The sequence below is a fragment of the Chryseobacterium sp. SIMBA_028 genome (assembly GCF_046535285.1).
In the GTDB taxonomy this organism is placed as follows: domain Bacteria; phylum Bacteroidota; class Bacteroidia; order Flavobacteriales; family Weeksellaceae; genus Chryseobacterium.
The window spans coordinates 1-262 of sequence record NZ_JAWRWZ010000431.1; the positions used below are offsets into that span (position 1 = coordinate 1).

The 262-nt window shown below is 35.5% G+C and carries 1 protein-coding gene; it reads left to right on the forward strand.

Annotated features, from left to right (window positions below):
* A partial coding sequence (locus tag SCA31_RS24015; protein ID WP_410699505.1) for an SIS domain-containing protein occupies nucleotides 1–262 on the forward strand: 262 nt, incomplete at both ends.

A 262-nucleotide genomic window follows, 5' to 3' on the forward strand; every position in this document is an offset into this window, starting at 1 on the left:
GGATCATGTTGAGAAATTTAAAAATGCTAACAGAATCATCATTATTGCGTGCGGAACTTCTTGGCATGCAGGACTGATTGGCGAATATCTTATTGAAGAATACGCGAGAATTCCTGTAGAAGTAGAATATGCTTCAGAATTCAGATACAGAAATCCAATTATTACAGATAAAGATGTAGTGATCGCAATTTCTCAGTCAGGAGAAACCGCAGATACCATGGCTGCATTAAAATTAGCAAAAGAAAAAGGTGCATTTATATAT